The sequence below is a fragment of the Franzmannia pantelleriensis genome, assembly GCF_900102875.1.
In the GTDB taxonomy this organism is placed as follows: Bacteria; Pseudomonadota; Gammaproteobacteria; order Pseudomonadales; family Halomonadaceae; genus Franzmannia; species Franzmannia pantelleriensis.
This window is the reverse complement of the sequence record NZ_FNGH01000009.1, coordinates 216,264-229,819: the sequence shown is the minus strand read 5'-3', so window position 1 is coordinate 229,819 and position 13,556 is coordinate 216,264. Positions and strand designations below refer to the sequence as shown.

Here is a 13,556-nt window from a genome sequence, read left to right as displayed (position 1 = left end):
GAAGGGCCCAGCGAGACTAGCTGGTTGATAGGCACGGTGTGGAAGCACAGCAATGTGTTGAGCTAACGTGTACTAATGGCCCGTGAGGCTTGACCATATAACCCCAAGGGGTCTGTGGATTACGACGCAGTTGCGGATGCGTTGAGACGTATCGTTGGCATGATTCCTTTGTTTTTCGCCTGACGACCATAGCGTGCGGGAACCACCTGATCCCATGCCGAACTCAGCAGTGAAACCGCTCAGCGCCGATGGTAGTGTGGGGTCTCCCCATGCGAGAGTAGGTCATCGTCAGGCACTTATTTAGAAGCCCCGGCCATTGGTCGGGGCTTTGCCGTTTGAGGGTCTCCCATGGAGAGTAGCGGAGCGCCGCCCGGGTCGTCAGGCACTTATCCCGAAAAAACCCCGAGCATCCAGTGCTTGGGGTTTTTTCATGGGCATGGGGAAACCCGCTCTTTATACGTGGGGCCGCTTCGCGGGCCGGCCCCTCGCCGGCTCGGGGCGTTCGACCGCCCTCGCGGCGGTGCCGCGAAGGGCCGGGCGGTCTCACCCGCATGCGACCCGTTTGTCGGGAACAAACGGGAACCGCTTCAGCGGGCCCGAAGGGCGAGTCTCAGGATGAGACGAGTCGAGTATCGGGACGCCGACCGGGTACATCGTCAGGCACTTATTTAGAAGCCCCGGTCATCATGAGATGGTCGGGGCTTCGTCGTTTGCGGGGCTCCCATCCTCATTCAACCCCCCAGCCTTCTAGAGGCTGGGGAGTTGTCGTTATGTACCAATGATTGGACGCTAGGCCGACTATTTTGCTAGTGTCGCCGGGCAAGCAACAGCTGTGAGCCTGATCGCAGCCACTAGTATCAGGAAATACCTACCCATGCCCATGTTCTCAGGAGGAGACAGAGATGAAAATGACGATGTTACGTAAGCTGGGACTGGCAGCGCTGATGGCGATGACTCTTGGCGGTGTTGCTGCCTGTGATGATCAAGGCCCGGCAGAGGAAGCCGGAGAAAACATCGACGACGCCATGGAGGATGCCGGCGAAGGCATGGAGGAGCTGGGCGAGGATATTCAAGAAAGCGCTGAAGAGGCTCAGAACTGATCCTTGCTCAGCCATAAAGCATGTAAAAGGCCAGGCAATGCCTGGCCTTTATGGTCGGTAATGTCATACATCAGTGGCTGGCGTTCTGTTCGATACCCTGCAAGTACCAGGGCTCACCAGCACGCAAGTTACGCGTCAGGTGCCAGGTCTCGTTGAACTCTGTCTGGGTGCCGTTCTCCTCGAGAATGCCGTGGAAGATCACGGTTGCCTCGGCCTGTTGACCAGTCTCGCGTACGTCGCCAAGTTCGGCGAACAGACGGATGATCTCGGTGCGATTGTTGGCCGGGTGTTGGGCGCGCTCTTCCCGTAACAGGTTGTAGAGTTCCGGCGTTACGTACTCCTGTATTCCCCCCAGGTCGTTGTTGTCCCAGGCCCGCTGCAGGGTCATGAAATGCTCCTTGGCCCCTCCCAGGAAGCGCTCCTTGTCGAACCAGGCCGGCAGGCTGCCTAGCTCGGGGCCCGCTCCTGACATGGCGCCGGGTGCTGCCTGAAACGCTTGGGCGCGCGCCTCTCCCTGGGGGACTGGCTGCTCGCTGCCGGCCGTGGCCAGACGGCGACGCGCCAGTAGCCGGAACAGCAGGAAGCCGAGTCCCGCCATCAGCAGGAGATCCATCAGCCGCAGCTCGTCGAAGGCGCCACCGAAGAACAGCGCCGCAAGCAGTCCGCCGGCTAGCAGTCCGCCCATCATGCCCCCCATGCTGCCAGCGCGCGCCCCGGCCTGTGCGGCATTGGTGGGTTGTCCGGCCTGGGCCGGCGTGGAGGCAGGGCGATCCGCCGAGCGCGAAAAGCTGCCGATATTTCCACCGCCGCCCATGCGGCGCGCTTCGGCATACTCAATGGCAAGGCCGAAGCCCATCATGCCCACCAGCAGCATCACAAACAGATTGCGCATCGTACGAGGTCTCTTCATCGGTCATCGGAAGGCTTCAAGAATACCCTGTCGCGGGGCTATGCTGAATGCCCGCAGGTCGAAGATGAGGACGCGCAATGCGTATGGTGCTGGAGGATAGCCTGGTGATGGTGGTCGATCTGCAGGCGCGGCTGCTGCCGGTGATCGAGGGCGGAGAGCAAGCGGTCACTGAGGCGGTATGGCTAGGGCGGCTGGCCACGGAGCTTGAGGTGCCGGTATGGCTGACCGAGCAGTACCCGGAAGGCCTGGGACACAGCGACCCGCGCTTGCTCGAGGCGCTACCAGATGCCTGCTGCTGGCAGAAGTCACATTTCGGGGCGCTGGATGAGGTGCCCCTGGCCGAGGCGCTGGCGGCCAGCGGGCGGCGTCAAATCGTGCTGTGCGGCACCGAAGCGCATATCTGCGTACTACAGACCGCCCTGGGGCTGCGCGAGGCGGGCTATGCGGTCTTCTGGCTGGACGAGGCCACGGTCAGTCGCCGTCGCGATGAGGCGCGTCTGGCCAGGCAGCGAGCGGTGCAGGCGGGGGCAGTGGTGGTGAGTGCCGACATGGTGGCCTATGAGTGGCTTGGGCGCTGCGACGATGAGCGCTTCAAGGGCATTCATCGTCGCTTCCTGCGCGAGCGCGCGTCGCGCCCGCTGAGCTTCAGCTAGCGTTCTCCTCACGGGTAAATACCAGCGTCTTGCCCTCTGACATGGCCGCATTGTAGCGATAGCCGGCGACGTCGAAGTCCTTGAGCCCTTCGGCATCGTTGATGCGTTGGCGGATGATCCAGGCGCTCATCAGGCCGCGGGCTTTCTTGGCGTAGAAGCTGATGATCTTGTACTGCCCGTTCTTGGCATCCTTGAAGACGGGGGTGATGACCTCGGCGTCGAGTGCCTTGGCATCTACTGCCTTGAAGTATTCGTTAGAGGCCAGGTTGACCAGTACCCGGCTACCGCTGCGCGCGATGGCCTGGTCGAGTTCGCGGGTCAGAGTCGGTTTCCAGAAAGCGTAGAGATCCTTGCCGGCGTTGTTGGGCAGCCGCGTACCCATTTCCAGGCGGTAAGGCTGGATCAGATCGAGCGGCTTGAGTAGGCCATAGAGCCCGGAGAGGATGCGCAGATGCTCCTGGGCGAAGACGTTGTCCTCCTCGCTGAAGCTGGCGGCCTCCAGACCGACGTAGACATCGCCCTGAAACGCCTGAGCAGCCTGCTTGGCGTTATCGAGATCGAACGGCGGCTGCCACTCGGCGAAGCGTGCAGCGTTTAGCCCGGCCAGTTTGTCGCTGATGCCCATGAGCTCGGATAGCTGCTGCGGCGAGTAGTCGCGCAGAATATCGATCAGCTGCTGACTGTGGTCGAGGTAGTCCGGCAGGCTGTGGGTAGTCGTCGAGGGAGAGGTCTCGAAGTCGAGTGTCTTGGCGGGGGATATCACGCTCAGCATGGGGCGCTCCTTGTGACCCGAAAGTATCTGTCGGCCAGTATATCAAGCCCATCGTGTCGGCGCGGCTATCGAGATGATAGGCCGCGCCTCGGGTGTCAGGGGCAGGGGTTGGGCAGGCGTTGGTGGACCGCCTCGATGGCGTCGACGACCTCCTGGTCGAGCCTGAGAGACTCGCTGGCCAGGTTGGACTCGAGCTGCTCCATGCTGGTGGCACCGATGATATTACTGGTCAGGAACGGCCGTGAATTGACGTAGGCCAACGCCATCTGCGCCGGGTCGAGGCCGTGCTCACGGGCGATCTGTACATAGGCGCGCGTGGCCTCTTCGGCTACCTCCGATGTGTAGCGCTTGAAGCGCTGGTAGAGCGTCAAGCGGCCCTTGGGTGGCTGGGCGCCGTCGAGGTATTTCCCGGACAATACGCCGAAACCCAGCGGCGAATAGGCCAGCAGGCCGACGCCCTCGCGGTGGGCAATCTCGGCCAGGCCAACCTCGAAGCTGCGATTGAGCAGGTTGTAAGGATTCTGCACGCTGGCGACCCGCGGCACGCCGAGGGTCTCCGCCAGCCGCAGACAGCGCATCACCCCCCAGGGGGTTTCGTTGGAGAGGCCGATGGCGCGCACCTTGCCAGCGTCGACCAGCTCCTTGAGCGCGGCCAGGGTCTCTTCTAGCGGGATGGCATCCTCATCCTCGTCGTGCTCGTAGCCGAGGCGGCCAAAATAGTTGGTACTGCGATCCGGCCAGTGCAGCTGATAGAGGTCGATATAATCGGTCTGCAGTCGTGCCAGGCTGGCATCTACCGCCTTGTGGATATGGCCATGGGACATGCGCGGGCCGCCGCGGATATGCTCGAGGCCTGGGCCGGCCGCCTTGGTGGCCAGGATCACGTCGTCGCGAGCGCCGCGCTGCTTGAGCCAACTGCCGATATAGGCCTCGGTGCGGCCCTGGGTGTCGGCCTGGGGCGGTACCGGGTACATCTCGGCGGTGTCGATGAAGTTGATGCCGAATGCCACGGCACGGTCGAGTTGCTCATGGGCCTCGGCTTCGCTGTTCTGCTCGCCGAAGGTCATGGTGCCAAGGCACAGCCGGCTGACGTCGATGCCGGTATCGCCAAGGGGTCGAATCTGCATTCGTCACTCCAGGTCGGGGAAAGAACGTAACAGGTCCCACAGGCATGTTAGCGGGGGGCTACCAAAGCGGCAAATCTCGGGGGTTGAGTCGCCTGTGCAGGGGGCGTATGCTTGCGACCCGTTGGCCCGGCGGAGCCCGAAGAGCCAGTCGTCAAGCGCGTGATGATCAGGTACAGGGGAGTGCCGTCAGGATCATCGCACCGTTTACAGGATCAAGGTTGTTTGCCATGCCGCAGGCATCTTCACTGTTCACCCGTCTTGAGTATCGCCTGGCGGAGCAGCTGTTTCATACCCGTTGGCTGCCGCGTTCGCCGCGCACTCAGCGTCTAACCATGCATCTCTTTCAGCGCTGTGCCGATGCCGGCCACACCGCCGCACTGTCAGTGTACGGGCATATGCTGTTCCATCGCGGCGCTAGCCCCCAGGACAAGGCCAAGGGGGCGCGCTATGTGCTGCAGGCCGCGCACAGCGGCGATGAGCGCGCCCAGTACCAGGCCGGGGCAATCTACGAGCACGGCTGCGCCCAGTATCCGCGTCGAGATGATCATGCGGTGACCTGGTATGCGCGTGCCGGCGAAGCCGGCCACGCGCTGGCCGCCGCGCGCCTGGCCGATGCCTATCGCCATGGGCAATTGGGCCTGGCCGTCGACTGCCAGCGTGCCGAGTACTGGCAGCGGCTGGCCGATCAGCATGCCGGCCTCGAGATGCCGGAGACGGCCACCCGCCACTAGTCGACCGCGGCGAGCTTAGCCCTTACCCTATAGGCCTGATCGAGCGCTCGATCAGGCCTATGCGTTTTCAGAGGATGCCTACCACGTGGCCTTGCCTACCCTGCTGGATATCGAAGCGTCCGGGTTTGGACGCGGCAGCTACCCGATCGAGGTAGGCCTGGCGCGGCCCGACGGTTCGAGCTGCGCCTTTCTCATCCAGCCGCTGGATGAGTGGACCCACTGGGATCCCAAGGCCGAGCTGCTGCATGGCATTTCGCGCAATCGCCTGAACCGGGAAGGGCATCCGGTGATCGAGGTGGCGCGTTGGCTCAATGATGAGCTCGCCGAACAGGGCGTGGCCTACAGCGACAGCTGGGGCTACGACAACACTTGGCTGTCGCTGCTGTTTCATCATGCCGGAATGCTGCCGCGCTTTCGCCTGGAGGCGCTACGCAGGCTGCTGTGCGATGAACAGTTGGCGCTATGGCAGACCACCAAGGAGACCCTGATTCGCGAGCGCGGTATTCAGCGTCACCGCGCCGGTGAGGATGCCCGACTGCTGCAGCTCACCTTTGCTCGTACGCGGGCGCTGGTGGACGCCCGCGCGGCACATCGCCGGCGAGGGCTAGGCCCAGGCTAGCGAGTGATACCTCCGCCAGCCAGGTGGTTTTCTAGATGATCCAGCAGCGCAGCGGGTGTCTCGGCGGAGAGCAGGTTGGCGCGGGTTTCGGGGTTGAGGAAACCATGGGCCACGGTGTTGTCGAGAAAGCCCAGTAGCGGGGTGTAGAAGCCGCCGGTGTCGAGTACGCCGATGGGTTTATCGTGCAGGCCGAGATATTGCCAGGTCCAGGCCTCGAACAATTCTTCCAGAGTACCGATACCGCCAGGCAGGGCGATGAAAGCGTCTGCTCGTGCCGCCATGCTGGCTTTTCGCTCGTGCATGTTGGCTACCCGAATCAGCTCGCTGAGGCCGTGATGGGCCTGCTCGCGTTCGACCAGGTGGTGCGGCATCACGCCGGTGACCTTGCCTCCCTCGGCCATGGCGGCATCCGCCAGGGCTCCCATCAGGCCGATGCGGGCACCGCCATAGACCAGGCGATGGCCGCGGCGGGCGATTTCGGCGCCCAGCGCCTCGGTAGCGGCGCGGAAATGCGGCTCACGACCCTCGCGAGAGCCCAAATAGACACAGATATTGGCCATGGCGTCCTCCTTGAATGGCCCTCTATCCTAGCACTGCCAGCCGTTCAGGGGAGGCAATCGGCCACGCCGTATTCGGCATCCAGCCACTGGCCAATGACGTTGTGACCGCACAGGTGATGGGCGTACTGGGTGTGCAGACAGCGCACCTGGTCCCAGTTGCCGATCCCGCCGATACCACGCTCTCGGAGCAGCGCCGTGTAGCCACGGCGCTCGGCCTCGGTCTGCTGTTCGGCGGACATATGCTGCCAGCGCTGGGCGACGTAGTCGCGGTGGCTGTCGTGGTAGGCGGCAAGAAATGCCGGATCCTCCTGCAGGCGCGCCTCCAGCGATTTGATGACCCCGGCCGCCTCGATATGCGAAATCTCGATCTTGAGTCGCTCGGAGCTTAGCCAGTAGAGCGTCGGGAAGGGCTTGCCGTCGACGATCGAGGCCATGCGCAGGACCAATGGCGTGCCCTCGCCGTCGGTGGCCGCCAGGGCCTGGATGCCGCGCGGCGTGCGGCCCAGCTGTTCGGAGATGATCGCCAGCTGGCGTGCGTCAGGCATCGTGTCGGGGTGGAGCACCATCGTCAGGATCTCGCAGGAATTTGTTCGAGCGCCCCACGGCGCGGAAGAACGCCTGGTTGAGCTGCACCGGCGTGGCCACGTAGCGCCACTGGCGCTCGCAGTACTCCGCGGCGCGGGCCATCAGTACGTCATAGAGGCGATTGAACGGGGCATCATAATCGTAGGGGTCGGCCCCGAACAACCGGATATGTGGGTAGTCGGCGAAGCGCTCCACGAAGTAGCGCTCCAGGTCGGCTTCCACCGCGCGGTGCTGAGCGATGTTGTCTGGGTCCAGCCAGAGATTGTAGCGGATCGCCATGGGAACTCCCGAAATAAGGGCGTCACTGTTCAGACAGCATAACCGGTCGCTCGGCTCAGTCATCGGGCCAAGGGGGCTAGCCGGGCGGAGGTCAGCGCAATCAGGTCGGCGCTGGCCAGGGCAATCTCCAGGCCGCGGCGTCCGCCGCTGACATACACCGGGTCGCATCCCTCGACGCTGGTATCGATAAAGGTCGCCAGACGCTTCTTCTGCCCCAGCGGACTGATGCCGCCCACCACAAAGCCGGTGGCGCGCTCAGCATCGCCTGGGTCGGCCATGCTGGCCTTGCGTGCGCCGGCGGCCCGGGCCAGTGCCTTGAGGTCGAGCTGGGTGTTGACCGGCACCATGGCCACCACCAGGCGGTCGTCGTCGAGCCGTGCCAGCAACGTCTTGAATACCGACGCAGGCGACAGGTCCAGCGCTTCGGCCGCTTCCAAGCCGTAGGCCGTTGCACGCGGATCGTGAGGATACTCCAGCAGCTGGTAGGCGATCTTGGCGCGCTCCAGCGCCTTGATGGCTGGGGTCATGTGCGAGCCTCCTGCATCGCTCGCTGCGCGCGGCGCCAGCTCAGCCACTGCGACCAGCCCAGCAGCCAAAGCGTGGCTACGCCAAAGCCGATCAGCGTGCCCCAGGCCAGCCCCAGGGTAGAGTAGGTCAGCGATACGCACAGTGTATAGCTGAGCAGCGAGCCAAGGCCGGCGGGAAAGTGCTTGATCACCGTGGCCACCGGCGCGGCGCCGTGTGACAGATGCAGCATGATCAGAAACGGGAACAGCGTCACAGGGAAGGCGGCCATGACCCCCGCCCAGGCGGCCGGTACCCAGTGCGCGAGGCTGGTAATCACCACGATGATCAGCGCGGCCAGCGCTGCGCGCAGGGCCATCACCGTCCACGAGAAACGTCCTGGGGGCGGCGTGCGGTTCTCCGGTACCCGCCGATAGCGCCATGTCACTACCATGATTGCCGCCAGGGTGGTCAGGGTGCCGGTGAGGCGGGTGAAATCGAGCTGGGTCAGCAGCAGGCTGACCGCCAACCAGGCGCCGAAGCCACCCGCGCAGCCGCGCAGAATGCCGCCCAGGCCATCGCGGTTACCGCAGGCCAGGTAGCCGGCACCGAGTGCCAGGGTAGCGGTGAACCCGGCCAGGGTGTGCACCGCGCTCTGCGCGGCGAACCCGGGTGAAATCTCCAGGCCGATGAACAGCAGCGCGATGGAGGTGCCCAGCGGATAGCCGGCGAGTAGCCCGGCGACGCGGGCGCTGACGCGCACTGCGATCGACGACAGGCCCAGCACCAGGGCGATCGACAGCGCGAGTTTAGCGAGCTGCCAGCTTAGCGGCACGTCCATGACGCCTCCTTGGACAAAGAGGCGATCATATCAGGCGCAGCTGCTGATGATCGTGCCAGGCGGCGGGCAGGGCCTCAGCCAGCGGTTCGGCGAGGTGGGGCGGCAGCGCGGCCTGCGCGTCGGCGAGGGTATCGAAGTGGCGCAGCCGCAGCCAGCAGTAGGCCCAGGCGCAGGCCTCCAGCTCATCGCGTGGGGCCGGCTTGGCCGGCATCTGCAGCAGCAGGAAGGTCGCGGCGCGGGCCGCCCACAGCGGTGGCGTGGTATCACCGCTCCAGGCGCCGAGGGTAGCGCCGTCGGGCGTCTCCTCGGGTTCGCCTAGCTTGGCGACCCGAGCGGTGTCGGCAAGAATCATGGCTAAACGATCGGGATCGGCCTGGCCCAGTAGCAGCCAGTGGCCGACCAGCCGTGAGGCGCCACGCATGGCCTTGGCATAGAAGGGGCTTTCAGGCATGTTCAAAGGCGATTCCTTGGCTGACCAGTGAGTGGAGTGACGTCATGCAGTTCGATTTTGCCACGCCGGTGGCGCGTCGGCATCCGCCCGACACCCGCAGCAATAATCCCGAGTGGCCGTCGCAGAAATGGCATCGTTACAGCGACGATGTGTTGCCGCTGTGGGTCGCCGACATGGATTTCGTGTCACCGCCGGCGGTGATCGAGGCGCTGCAGGCGCGAGTCGGACACGGCGTATTCGGCTATGGGCTGGTGCCCGATAGCCTGCGACACACCCTGTGTGACTGGAGTGCCAGCCACTATGACTGGCCGATCGACCCCGATTGGCAGCTGTGGCTACCCGGCGTGGTGCCGGCGCTTCACCTGGCAAGCCTGGCGCTGACCGAGCCTGGCGACGGTGTGCTCACCGTGACGCCGATCTACCCGCCGTTTCTCAAGGTTGCCGAGCGCACCGGGCGGGTGGCGCAGCAGGCGCCGCTTGCGGAACCGGCGGCGCCGGGCGAGCCCTGGCGTCTCGACCTCGATGCGCTGGAAGCGACGATCACTGACGATACGCGGCTGCTGCTATGGTGTCATCCGCACAACCCGACCGGGCGTGTCTGGCAGGAAGCGGAGCTGGCAGGACTGGCCGCGCTGGTGGAAAAGCACGACCTGCTGGTGGTCTCCGACGAGCTGCACTGCGACCTGTTGCTCGATGAGGGGGCCCGGCATCGGCCGCTGGCGGCCGCCTTCCCTGCGCTGGCGGCGCGCACCATCACCCTGTGGGCGCCGTCCAAGACCTTCAACCTGGCCGGCCTGACCTGTGCCTGCGCGGTGATTTCCGACCCGGGGTTGCGCAAGCGCTTCGCCGCTCAGATGAAAGGGCTGCAGTCCGACCCCAATGTCCTCGGGCTGGTTGCCGCAGAAGCAGCCTATGCCGAGGGCGATCCCTGGCGTCAGGCGCTGCTCGAGGTGCTGCGCGGGCATCGGCAGCGCCTGGCCGAGCGTGTGGCGACGTGGCCGGGGGTGAGCATGCATCTCCCCCAGTCGACCTATCTGGCCTGGATCGACATGCGCCACGCCGGCCTCGGAGACTGCCCCCAGCAGGTCCTGCTGAGCGAGACCGGTGTCGCCCTGTCGGACGGGGCTGACTTCGGCTGGCCGGGCTTTGTGCGGCTCAACTTCGGCACCACCGAGGCGCAGCTGGAGGCGGCACTGGCGCGCCTAGACGCGCGCTTGTGCCGCTAGACATATCGGGCTAAGCCGGATCGCTCAGTACATCATGGCGAATAGCCGGCGACGATAGGTCACCGTTAGCGGGTGGTCGGCGCCCAGGGCATCGAACACGCGCAGCAGGGTCTTGCGGGCCAGGTCGTCGCCGTAGGCGCGGTCTCGCTGCATCAGCTTCAGCAGCGCGTCGAGGCCGGCTTCGTAATTGCCGTCGGCGACCTGACGCAGGGCGCGCAGGTAGTGCGCTTCGCTGTCGTCACGGCCCTCGAGCGCCGCCAGCGCCTCGGCGCTGGGTGCCTCTTCGCCGAACTCCAGGCGTGCCCTTACGCCGCGCGCCTTGGGGGCGTCGCGGTCCTCCGGGGGGAGGCCATCGAGCACTGCACGGGCGCGGTCGGGATTGCCTTCGGCGAGCAGGGCACCGGCCAGGTCGATGCGGTAGTCGACGTGATCGGGGTGCGCCTGGGACAGCTGCTCGAAGATGCCACGTGCGGTGGTGGCATCACCGGCGTCCAGTGCTGCTTGGGCCTGCTCTTCAGGGCTCTGCGGCGCATCCTCCGGCGCTTGGATATACTTCGCCAGCCACTCGCGGATCTGCTTCTCGGGTAGCACGCCCTGGAATTCATCGAACAGCTGACCCTGCATGATCAGCTTGACGTCGGGCACCGAGCGAATCCCCAACTGGGCGGCGATCTGCTGGTGCTCGTCGATATTGAGTTTGGCGAGAATGAAGGCGCCGTTATACTCCCGAGCCAGCTTCTCGAGGACCGGCATCAGATTCTTGCACGGCTCGCACCAGGGCGCCCAGCAGTCGAGCAGCACCGGGGTCTGCATCGACCCTTCCAGCACCACCTGCTGGAAGTTGCTCATGTCGATATCGACGATGACATCGGCCGATGCGGCAGCGTTGGTCTCGGAGGAATCGGGGCTGGTCAGCGGCTGACCGCTGTTGGGATCGATGATAGGCATGCGATGACCTTGAAACGGGCGGATTTACACGCAAGATGCGGGCCGTAGCGGCGGGATTCAAGCCCTGTGCCAGGATTTGGCCTATGCGGCAGGAGGCGCGATCAATGAAAATCATGCTGCGTGGCATGGGGGCTGGTTTGCTGATGATGGCACTCCTGTTGGCCGGGCCGCTGTGGATGCTGGCCAGTGGGGCAGTGCCATTGGACCGGCACTGGTCGTCTGCGGATCGCTCCCCCGCAGGTCTGGCGCCTGAGACCTCGGGTACGCCGGTGGTGCAGGTCTATGCCGCGCGGGCCTTCGGCTGGCGTGGCGCGTTCGGGGTGCATACCTGGATCGTGACCCGCGCCGAGGGAGAAGAGGACTTTCGCCTGCATCACGTGCTGAGCTGGCGCCGGCCGACGGTGGTATCGGGCGTCGACACCCCGGATCGCGCCTGGTTCGGCAATCCGCCGACGTTGTTGGCCGACTATCGCGGCGAGGCGGCAGCGGCGCTGGTGCCGCTGATCGACGCGGCTATCGCCGACTATCCGGCGCCTGATCGCTACCGAGCCTGGCCGGGCCCCAACAGCAACTCCTTCGTGGCCTGGGTGATGCGCGAGGTGCCGGGCTTCGAGGTGGCGCTGCCGGTGACTGCGGTAGGGCGTGACTACTTGTTCGGCGAATGGTGGGCGCCGACCACCAGCGGTAGCGGTTACCAGCTGGCGCTGGGGGGGCTGTTCGGCATCAGCCTGGCGCGAGTCGAGGGCCTCGAGATCACCCTGCTCGGCCTGACCTTCGGTGTCGACGTCCTGCGACCGGCGCTCAAGCTGCCCGGCGTCGGGCGGCTGGGCATGGCGCCGGCGGTTGCCGGACACGACCGCCGATCTTGAAACCAGAGCGAACCGATGACCGGTCATCGGCTCAACAACGAAAAAAGCCAGCTCCCGTAGGAACTGGCTCCTTTCTATATTTGGTAGCGGGGGGACCGGATATGAACCGATGACCTTCCTGGGGTGATAAAGAGCCGAGCCCGGAGCTTTTCTGCGGCCCTGCGACTGGACACAAAAAAGCCGACACCCTTTCGAGTATCGGCTTTTTCATATTTGGTAGCGGGGACCGCTGACCTTGAAACCAGAGCGAACCGATGACCGGTCATCGGCTCAACAACGAAAAAAGCCAGCTCCCGTAGGAACTGGCTCCTTTCTATATTTGGTAGCGGGGACCGGATTTGAACCGATGACCTTCGGGTTATGAGCCCGACGAGCTACCAGACTGCTCCACCCCGCATCAACGTGAGGCGTATTCTACACCTTTCTTGCGCTGCGTCAATAGTGGCTTAAACGCTCGTGCAGTCCGCCGCAGAGCAGCCATACTGGGGGTGGGCGCAGAGGATTGGCGCTCACCACTCGAGACTGGACGCATTGAACCGCGTCGCTGCTGTTGCGGCGTCGGTATCAGGGAGAATTGCATATGACCAACTCAGCACCCGTTGCCTGGGTCACCGGTGGCACCGGTGGTATTGGAACCGCCATCTGCCGGGCCTTGGCCGAGGCGGGCTATCAGGTAGTCGCCGGCTATAACAATCCCGATAAGGCCAAGAGCTGGCTAGAGACTCAGCGTGCCGACGGCTATAACAACATCGCCCTGTCGGGCGCCAATCTGGTGGACTATGAGGCCTGCGAGGCCGGTGCGAAGGAGATTCGCGATACCTACGGCCCGGTCAGCGTGCTGGTCAACTGCGCCGGCATCACGCGTGATACCACCATGAAGAAGATGAGCCCCGAGCAGTGGCACGAGGTGATCGACTGCAACCTCAACAGTGTCTTCAACACCTGCCGCTGTGTGATCAATGACATGCTCGAGGATGGCTATGGGCGGATCATCAACATTTCGTCGATCAATGGCCGCAAGGGGCAGTTCGGCCAGGTCAACTACTCGGCGGCCAAGGCCGGTATGCACGGCTTGACCATGGCGCTGGCGCAGGAGACGGCGACCAAGGGCATCACCGTCAACACACTGTCGCCGGGCTATATCGCTACCGACATGATCATGAAGATTCCCGAGAAGGTACGCGAGGCAATTCGCGAGACGATCCCCGTGAAGCGCTACGGGACACCTGAGGAGATCGCCCACGCGGTGGTGTTCCTGGCTGACAAGCAGGCCGGCTATATCACCGGCGCCAACCTCGATATCAACGGTGGTCAGTTCATGGGCTGAGCCGTGCATGCCAGCATGTGGCACCTCGGTGCCACTAGAGAGCGCGAGGCCCAG

The 13,556-nt window shown here is 64.4% G+C and carries 17 protein-coding genes, 1 tRNA gene and 2 rRNA genes; 9 read left to right on the top strand and 11 right to left on the bottom strand.

The genetic code is table 11. The features are described 5' to 3' along the window. The 3 genes from BLT16_RS13260 to BLT16_RS13250 form a co-directional block, all read left to right on the top strand. Window positions 1-97, top strand: a 23S ribosomal RNA gene (locus tag BLT16_RS13260); the annotation flags it as partial. Between the two features lie 81 nt (window positions 98-178). Then, a 5S ribosomal RNA gene (rrf, locus tag BLT16_RS13255) occupies window positions 179-294 on the top strand. 608 nt (window positions 295-902) lie between these two features. Beyond that, the gene (locus BLT16_RS13250; protein WP_089658983.1) at window positions 903-1,100 is read left to right on the top strand and encodes a hypothetical protein; all 198 of its coding nucleotides are present in this window, start codon (window positions 903-905) and stop codon (window positions 1,098-1,100) included. Window positions 1,101-1,170: 70 nt separating this feature from the next. Here BLT16_RS13250 and BLT16_RS13245 read toward each other — a convergent pair whose 3' ends face one another. Beyond that, complete coding sequence (locus BLT16_RS13245; protein WP_089658982.1) at window positions 1,171-1,992, bottom strand: Tim44 domain-containing protein; 822 nt, start codon at window positions 1,990-1,992, stop codon at window positions 1,171-1,173. 95 nt (window positions 1,993-2,087) lie between these two features. Here BLT16_RS13245 and BLT16_RS13240 point away from each other — a divergent pair, with 95 nt between their 5' ends. After that, complete coding sequence (locus BLT16_RS13240; protein WP_089658981.1) at window positions 2,088-2,663, top strand: isochorismatase family protein; 576 nt, start codon at window positions 2,088-2,090, stop codon at window positions 2,661-2,663. On the opposite strand, the gene yaaA is transcribed toward BLT16_RS13240, so the two are convergent. Both yaaA and BLT16_RS13230 read right to left on the bottom strand, forming a co-directional pair. Continuing rightward, window positions 2,656-3,435, bottom strand: coding sequence for a peroxide stress protein YaaA (yaaA, locus tag BLT16_RS13235; protein WP_089658980.1), 780 nt, complete (start codon window positions 3,433-3,435; stop codon window positions 2,656-2,658). The two genes, BLT16_RS13240 and yaaA, sit on opposite strands and share 8 nt — an antisense overlap. A gap of 95 nt (window positions 3,436-3,530) precedes the next feature. Beyond that, complete coding sequence (locus BLT16_RS13230; RefSeq protein WP_089658979.1) at window positions 3,531-4,562, bottom strand: NADP(H)-dependent aldo-keto reductase; 1,032 nt, start codon at window positions 4,560-4,562, stop codon at window positions 3,531-3,533. Window positions 4,563-4,789: 227 nt separating this feature from the next. On the opposite strand from BLT16_RS13230, the gene BLT16_RS13225 reads away from it, so the two are divergent. Both BLT16_RS13225 and BLT16_RS13220 read left to right on the top strand, forming a co-directional pair. After that, window positions 4,790-5,293: a tetratricopeptide repeat protein gene (locus BLT16_RS13225; RefSeq protein WP_089658997.1), complete on the top strand. Its 504-nt coding sequence runs from the start codon at window positions 4,790-4,792 to the stop codon at window positions 5,291-5,293. An 85-nt stretch (window positions 5,294-5,378) separates the two neighbouring features. Then, window positions 5,379-5,912, top strand: a complete 534-nt coding sequence (locus BLT16_RS13220) for a hypothetical protein (protein ID WP_089658978.1) — start codon at window positions 5,379-5,381, stop codon at window positions 5,910-5,912. Here BLT16_RS13220 and BLT16_RS13215 read toward each other — a convergent pair. From BLT16_RS13215 to BLT16_RS13190, 6 genes are read right to left on the bottom strand one after another with little or no spacing between them, the layout of a single operon-like run. Then, window positions 5,909-6,472 (bottom strand): LOG family protein, encoded by a 564-nt coding sequence (locus BLT16_RS13215; RefSeq protein WP_089658977.1) that lies wholly within the window; start codon window positions 6,470-6,472, stop codon window positions 5,909-5,911. The two genes, BLT16_RS13220 and BLT16_RS13215, sit on opposite strands and share 4 nt — an antisense overlap. A 44-nt stretch (window positions 6,473-6,516) precedes the next feature. After that, window positions 6,517-7,038, bottom strand: coding sequence for a DUF501 domain-containing protein (locus BLT16_RS13210; protein WP_089658976.1), 522 nt, complete (start codon window positions 7,036-7,038; stop codon window positions 6,517-6,519). After that, on the bottom strand, window positions 7,010-7,336 hold the full coding sequence (locus tag BLT16_RS13205) for a hypothetical protein (RefSeq protein WP_089658975.1): 327 nt from the start codon (window positions 7,334-7,336) through the stop codon (window positions 7,010-7,012). The genes BLT16_RS13210 and BLT16_RS13205 overlap by 29 nt, the downstream gene beginning before the upstream one ends. A 59-nt stretch (window positions 7,337-7,395) precedes the next feature. Then, window positions 7,396-7,863 (bottom strand): Cys-tRNA(Pro) deacylase, encoded by a 468-nt coding sequence (gene ybaK, locus BLT16_RS13200; RefSeq protein ID WP_089658974.1) that lies wholly within the window; start codon window positions 7,861-7,863, stop codon window positions 7,396-7,398. After that, window positions 7,860-8,681: a hypothetical protein gene (locus tag BLT16_RS13195; protein ID WP_089658973.1), complete on the bottom strand. Its 822-nt coding sequence runs from the start codon at window positions 8,679-8,681 to the stop codon at window positions 7,860-7,862. Before BLT16_RS13195 ends, ybaK begins: the two co-directional genes overlap by 4 nt. A 25-nt stretch (window positions 8,682-8,706) precedes the next feature. Continuing rightward, the gene (locus BLT16_RS13190) at window positions 8,707-9,132 is read right to left on the bottom strand and encodes a hypothetical protein (RefSeq protein WP_089658996.1); all 426 of its coding nucleotides are present in this window, start codon (window positions 9,130-9,132) and stop codon (window positions 8,707-8,709) included. A 44-nt stretch (window positions 9,133-9,176) separates the two neighbouring features. Here BLT16_RS13190 and BLT16_RS13185 point away from each other — a divergent pair, with 44 nt between their 5' ends. Next, on the top strand, window positions 9,177-10,358 hold the full coding sequence (locus tag BLT16_RS13185) for a MalY/PatB family protein (RefSeq protein WP_089658972.1): 1,182 nt from the start codon (window positions 9,177-9,179) through the stop codon (window positions 10,356-10,358). Between the two features lie 24 nt (window positions 10,359-10,382). Here BLT16_RS13185 and BLT16_RS13180 read toward each other — a convergent pair whose 3' ends face one another. Further along, window positions 10,383-11,306 carry a thioredoxin family protein gene (locus BLT16_RS13180; RefSeq protein ID WP_089658971.1) on the bottom strand — a complete coding sequence of 308 codons (924 nt, stop codon included), beginning with the start codon at window positions 11,304-11,306 and terminating at the stop codon, window positions 10,383-10,385. Between the two features lie 104 nt (window positions 11,307-11,410). On the opposite strand from BLT16_RS13180, the gene BLT16_RS13175 reads away from it, so the two are divergent. Next, window positions 11,411-12,175, top strand: coding sequence for a DUF3750 domain-containing protein (locus BLT16_RS13175; protein ID WP_089658970.1), 765 nt, complete (start codon window positions 11,411-11,413; stop codon window positions 12,173-12,175). A 320-nt stretch (window positions 12,176-12,495) separates the two neighbouring features. Here BLT16_RS13175 and BLT16_RS13170 read toward each other — a convergent pair. Next, window positions 12,496-12,572: transfer RNA gene (locus BLT16_RS13170), tRNA-Met, on the bottom strand. Window positions 12,573-12,755: 183 nt separating this feature from the next. On the opposite strand from BLT16_RS13170, the gene phbB reads away from it, so the two are divergent. After that, window positions 12,756-13,502, top strand: a complete 747-nt coding sequence (phbB, locus tag BLT16_RS13165; RefSeq protein WP_089658969.1) for an acetoacetyl-CoA reductase — start codon at window positions 12,756-12,758, stop codon at window positions 13,500-13,502. Window positions 13,503-13,556: the final 54 nt, after the last annotated feature.

Excerpts from the sequence above, each read along its gene's own strand:
- BLT16_RS13225 (WP_089658997.1), top strand. The coding sequence starts at position 4,790 with ATGCCGCAGGCATCTTCACTGTTCACCCGTCTTGAGTATCGCCTGGCG.
- BLT16_RS13190 (WP_089658996.1), bottom strand. The coding sequence starts at position 9,132 with ATGCCTGAAAGCCCCTTCTATGCCAAGGCCATGCGTGGCGCCTCACGG.
- BLT16_RS13230 (WP_089658979.1), bottom strand. The coding sequence starts at position 4,562 with ATGCAGATTCGACCCCTTGGCGATACCGGCATCGACGTCAGCCGGCTG.
- BLT16_RS13205 (WP_089658975.1), bottom strand. The coding sequence starts at position 7,336 with ATGGCGATCCGCTACAATCTCTGGCTGGACCCAGACAACATCGCTCAG.
- phbB (WP_089658969.1), top strand. The coding sequence starts at position 12,756 with ATGACCAACTCAGCACCCGTTGCCTGGGTCACCGGTGGCACCGGTGGT.
- BLT16_RS13180 (WP_089658971.1), bottom strand. The coding sequence starts at position 11,306 with ATGCCTATCATCGATCCCAACAGCGGTCAGCCGCTGACCAGCCCCGAT.
- BLT16_RS13195 (WP_089658973.1), bottom strand. The coding sequence starts at position 8,681 with ATGGACGTGCCGCTAAGCTGGCAGCTCGCTAAACTCGCGCTGTCGATC.
- yaaA (WP_089658980.1), bottom strand. The coding sequence starts at position 3,435 with ATGCTGAGCGTGATATCCCCCGCCAAGACACTCGACTTCGAGACCTCT.
- BLT16_RS13250 (WP_089658983.1), top strand. The coding sequence starts at position 903 with ATGAAAATGACGATGTTACGTAAGCTGGGACTGGCAGCGCTGATGGCG.
- BLT16_RS13175 (WP_089658970.1), top strand. The coding sequence starts at position 11,411 with ATGAAAATCATGCTGCGTGGCATGGGGGCTGGTTTGCTGATGATGGCA.
- BLT16_RS13245 (WP_089658982.1), bottom strand. The coding sequence starts at position 1,992 with ATGCGCAATCTGTTTGTGATGCTGCTGGTGGGCATGATGGGCTTCGGC.
- ybaK (WP_089658974.1), bottom strand. The coding sequence starts at position 7,863 with ATGACCCCAGCCATCAAGGCGCTGGAGCGCGCCAAGATCGCCTACCAG.
- BLT16_RS13215 (WP_089658977.1), bottom strand. The coding sequence starts at position 6,472 with ATGGCCAATATCTGTGTCTATTTGGGCTCTCGCGAGGGTCGTGAGCCG.
- BLT16_RS13210 (WP_089658976.1), bottom strand. The coding sequence starts at position 7,038 with ATGGTGCTCCACCCCGACACGATGCCTGACGCACGCCAGCTGGCGATC.
- BLT16_RS13240 (WP_089658981.1), top strand. The coding sequence starts at position 2,088 with ATGCGTATGGTGCTGGAGGATAGCCTGGTGATGGTGGTCGATCTGCAG.
- BLT16_RS13185 (WP_089658972.1), top strand. The coding sequence starts at position 9,177 with ATGCAGTTCGATTTTGCCACGCCGGTGGCGCGTCGGCATCCGCCCGAC.